3 protein-coding genes and 1 rRNA gene are annotated in these 4959 nt (G+C 55.0%); all 4 read right to left on the reverse strand.

All coding sequences use genetic code 11. The features are described 5' to 3' along the window. Window positions 1–219: 219 nt before the first annotated feature. On the reverse strand, window positions 220–1476 hold the full coding sequence (locus ACFO3S_RS27810) for a D-alanyl-D-alanine carboxypeptidase family protein (protein ID WP_417286507.1): 1257 nt from the start codon (window positions 1474–1476) through the stop codon (window positions 220–222). A 213-nt stretch (window positions 1477–1689) separates the two neighbouring features. After that, the gene (gene guaB, locus ACFO3S_RS27815; RefSeq protein ID WP_378103019.1) at window positions 1690–3147 is read right to left on the reverse strand and encodes an IMP dehydrogenase; all 1458 of its coding nucleotides are present in this window, start codon (window positions 3145–3147) and stop codon (window positions 1690–1692) included. A 152-nt stretch (window positions 3148–3299) separates the two neighbouring features. Further along, window positions 3300–4544 (reverse strand): putative glycoside hydrolase, encoded by a 1245-nt coding sequence (locus ACFO3S_RS27820; RefSeq protein ID WP_378103021.1) that lies wholly within the window; start codon window positions 4542–4544, stop codon window positions 3300–3302. Window positions 4545–4833: 289 nt separating this feature from the next. Beyond that, window positions 4834–4959 (reverse strand): 23S ribosomal RNA (locus ACFO3S_RS27825); the annotation flags it as partial.

Genomic DNA, 4959 nt, shown 5'->3' on the forward strand with positions numbered 1-4959 from the left:
TAAGCCGTTTCCTCCTCCAAAATTGCCAGTAAAATTTGGATTTTCTTTATTTTCGACAATACCCTCGCAACCTTACTCACACATGGCTTTAACGATTCATTTTTGATTCAGGTGCGTGGAGCCTGATCGGAATCAAGCAAAAACGCCGTCGGCGTCGTCTAGACGCAGAATCGCATTTTTGTCGGAAGTGATTCAGATAAGGAAAGCTTTCTGAATCACTTAGAAAAGATCTACGATTCCTTGGAACAGATTGGAGAAGAAGTTGCCGATCGCCCTGAACAGCAATCTCCACCAGCTGGCCTTGTCCACTTCTTCCGCTGCGATCAGATCGATCGTTATCGTCTTGTCTTCCTGCGTGGACGGATCCTTATATTGATAGGTAACGGTTCCGACTTTGTCCCCTTGCGCGATCGGCGCGACGAGCGGATCCTCCGCAGGCTTGACCTCTTGAACGGACGGCTCGACGACGGCGCCTTTCGGAATAAGAACGGTCAGATCTGTCGCCGTGACGACCTGAACGGTCGTGGACTTACCTTTTTTGATCTTCAAGGTTTCATTCTCGGGGACGGGGGCTTTCGCTTCGATGATCGTTTTCTTCTCGAAGCCCTTAAAGCCGTAATCGAACAGCTTGGCCGTCTCCAAGAAGCGCTTGCCCTCTTCCGTCTTGCCGGGAACGCCCATGACCACAGCGATCAGACGCGTGCCGTCTCGGAGCGCGGTTCCCGTAAAATTCTGTCCCGCTCTACTGGTATGTCCGGTTTTTAATCCGTCTACGCCTTCATAGGCGAATTTGCGCAGCGTCGGGTTGTCCTTGTTGGTGCCGAGCATCCAGTTCCAGTTTTTCATCGGGTCCTTATCCCGCGGACGGAACTTGTATTCCTGCAGCTTCGAGGCCTCAAGGAATTCGGGATCGTCCTTAATAATCCGATAGGCGAGGATTGCCGAGTCTTTCGCGGACATCGTCGTCTCTCCGTCGACAGAGGTCGGACGGAACTTCTCCGGCATATCCGCGCGATCGAGGCCGGTCGAGTTAATGAAATGCGATTGCGTCATGCCGAGCTCGACCGCCGTATCGTTCATCATCTTGACGAACGCCTCTTCGGACCCGGCTACTTCTTCGGCCAGTTGAACGGTCGCATCGTTCGCGGAGTAGACCGCCATTGCGATGTAAAGCTCTTTAATGGTATGTTGGTCGCCTTGAGCGAGAAGTATCCGACTTCCAATTTGCTTGGCCGCATTTTCGCCGATCGTGACTTTGTCGTCCCACGACAGCTTGCCCTGCTTGACGGCCATGGAAACGATATATTCCGTCATCATTTTCGCCATGCTTGCGGGAGGTCTCGGCTCGTCTGCATTCAGTTGGTACAAAATCTGTCCGGACTCCGCATCCATAAGAATCGCGGATTCGGCTTCCAATTGGGGAGCGACAGGAAGCTCGTCCGCGGAGGCGAAGGAGGAAAACCCGAACATAAACACAAAGCTTGCAAGTGCGACAGCGGCAACGAACCGCTTCGACAGGAATGCTGAAGGCAATGATAATAGATGATGACGATTCAACGCATTCTCCCCTTTTTCGATAATAAAATACCTTTCCTATTGTAACATAGGCGCATCCAAGGAAAAAGCCGAAGGCCGGATGAATCCTGTCCCTTCGGCTTCCATATTCTCTCTGGCTCCCGCCCGGGGAAGTTACATGGAATAGTTAGGCGCTTCTTTCGTAATCTGAACGTCGTGAGGGTGGCTCTCGCGAAGGCCGGCTCCCGTAATTCGCACGAATTGCGTGTCGTTCTTCAGCTCTTCGATCGTCGCCGTTCCGCAGTAGCCCATGCCTGAGCGCAGACCGCCCAGCAATTGATGGATAATGTCTTTCAGCGGACCCTTGTAAGCAACCCGGCCCTCAATGCCCTCGGGAACGAGCTTGCTCTCGTTTTCCTGGAAGTAACGGTCCTTGCTGCCTTCCTTCATCGCCCCGATCGAACCCATGCCGCGATAGGACTTATACCGACGCCCTTGGTAGATCTCCGACTCTCCGGGACTCTCTTCGGTTCCCGCGAACAAGCTCCCGAGCATGACGCAGCTCGCGCCCGCCGCAATCGCCTTCGTAATCTCGCCGGAATATTTAATTCCGCCGTCGGCGATAATCGGGACGTTATACTCGCGGGCAACGGTCGCGCAATCGTATACCGCCGTAATCTGCGGAACGCCGATGCCGGCAATAATGCGGGTCGTGCAGATCGAGCCAGGCCCGATCCCGACTTTAACGACGGAAGCTCCAGCCTCGATCAGATCGCGCGTCGCTTCTCCCGTAGCGACGTTGCCCGCAATAATCGTAAGATCCGGGTACTTCTCCCGCAGCTTGCGAACCATCGATACGATATCGACGTGATGGCCATGCGCCGAATCGACGACGAGCGCGTCGACGCCGGCTTGCACGAGCGCTTCGGCGCGCTCGAACGTATCCTTGGACACGCCGACTGCCGCTCCGACCAACAAACGGCCGTGATGGTCTTTCGCCGCGTTGGGAAACTGGATCGCTTTCTCGATATCCTTAATCGTAATAAGCCCCTTCAACGTATTCGTCTCGTCGACCAGGGGCAGCTTCTCGATCTTATGACGCTGAAGAATGCCTTCTGCCTGTTGCAGCGTCGTGCCGACGGGAGCCGTCACCAGCTCTTCCCTCGTCATAACGTCTTTAATCTTAATGGAGTAGTCGTGAACAAAACGCAGGTCCCGATTGGTCAGGATGCCGACCAGCTTGCTGTCTCCGTCCACGATCGGCACCCCGGAAATGCGGTACTTCCCCATAAGCTCTTCGGCGTCATAAACGTGGTGCTCCGGCGTCAAGGAGAACGGATTCGTAATGACCCCGCTCTCGGAGCGCTTGACCCGATCGACCTCTTCCGCTTGCTGGGTTACGGACATATTCTTGTGGATAATGCCAATGCCGCCTTCTCGGGCGATCGCGATCGCCAAAGCCGATTCCGTGACCGTGTCCATCCCCGCGCTGATCAACGGAATGTTGAGCTTAACGGAAGGACTGAGCACCGTCGATACGTCCACGTCCCGCGGAAGGATGGAAGATTTGCGCGGAACAAGCAGCACATCGTCGAATGTAAGTCCTTCTTTGGCGAATTTGTTTTGCCACACAGCTGGTTACCCCCTATGGCCGGTTGCTTTTCCGGCTTTTGTCTCCGATTGATTATCGTCAATCTTAGCAGAGGCTACATAGGCTGTCAAGCACATTCGAAGCGTGGAAAACCGCACCAAATCGGCATTTTTCCTTCTTTGCGAAAGGCCTGCTACGTCTTAAATTCGGGATACCTGCAAGAGGAGTTCCACAGCATGTAGGAATGGATGCCCGCCTGACGCGCAGCCAGAATTTGCTCCCGAATTTGCGCCTGCCCGTATTTCTGATGCGGATGAATCCAGCTTGCGGTAAAGCTTTGCAGCCAAGGACGAATCTGGGCGGCCGCGGCGCCCTGGCTGCGAAGCTTGGCGTTGCGTGTCGCGGCATCCTTGAGCGCATGCTTCACGATCGTCCCCGGCGACAGATCGGGATGGGCGATTCCCCAGATTCCTTCCGAGTAATGAGACGGGTAGAGCATCGGAGATATGACGTCTGCAGCGGGGGCTATCGCCTGCCAGCTCTGCCCGATCCCCATATCGTCCTGCGATGAGCCAACCATTCCGAACACGTCCGCCGAGATCGGAACGCCGGCCTGGTGAAGCCTTGTTCTCGCTTGGTTCAGAAATGCGGCGATGACCTGAGCCTTGGACCGTCCATGCGTATCGGCGTATTTGACCTCACGATCGACCTTCGCCCCGTTCTCGGGAAAACGAACATAATCAAACTGAATCTCGTCGAACCCCAGCCCTGCCGCATATTCCGCCAAGGAGATTGCGTACTCCCAGCTCTCCTGCTTATAAGGGTCGATCCACCTCGTTCCGTTCTTATCCGACCAGATCGAGCCGTCTCTTCTCTTGAGCGTCCAAGCCGGCGCTGCCTTGGCTAGCTCCGGATTGTTGAAGGTTACGATTCTTGCGATCAGGTATATCTTCTTTCGCTTAAGCTCTCGAATAACGTCTCTGTAGCGCTTGGCCGCCTTCCGCTCCGACGGAACCGGTCTTACCGGCCCGTCCGGGCCTCCCTGCCGCAGCGGAGCCGTAAGTCCGGTACCGCTGTTGATATCCAGCACCATCGCATTCAGCTCGGTCCGATCGACCAGCTCGATCAATTCCTTCATGCGGCTTCCGTTGGCCACGTAAGAAGTCACATAGATCCCTCTGATCGCTCTTGGCGGCTTCTTCATCAAGAGGGACGAAGAGGCTGCGTTCTTGGCTTGCGGTTTGGCAGACTTGACGGGCTTCGTTCGCAAGTCGTTGACGGGCTGGTCGGCGACCTGCTTCAGACTTCTCTCCAGCCGATGAAGATCGTTCTTCGCTCCCGGATCGACCGTTGATTTCGAACAGCCCGAGCTCAGAACGGCGGCGGCAGCCAGCAACATAAAGACACAGATCTGGCGAAAGGCCGGCCGAGCAGCCATTGGCGACACCTCCCCGGTTATCAGAGTAACGGTATTGTTTGCATTCGAAGGAACCGTCCAGCATCTGAGTTTCTGGGAGATCAGGCGGAATCTGCATTCAAAGGCGCGAATTGGGGATAGACATTAAGGCCTATTACGGATTTAAAAAAGAAAAAGACACCTCCGTCGAGAAGGTGTCTGGGCTTGCGCCTTGAAAACCGGATGCGAACCAAACGTTGTCGTCGACGCGGCCAAGAAGCCGGTCTTCTACGCGAAGAAGAAGGTGAATTGCCTTGCTAGGCCATCCGTTTAGGATAAGCCCTCGACCGATTAGTACTCGTCAGCTCCACACGTTGCCGCGCTTCCACCCCGAGCCTATCAACCTGGTGTTCTTCCAGGGGTCTTACTAAGCTGGGAAATCTCATCTTGAGGCAGG

It is taken from the genome of Cohnella hongkongensis (assembly GCF_042654645.1).
In the GTDB taxonomy this organism is placed as follows: domain Bacteria; phylum Bacillota; class Bacilli; order Paenibacillales; family Paenibacillaceae; genus Cohnella; species Cohnella hongkongensis.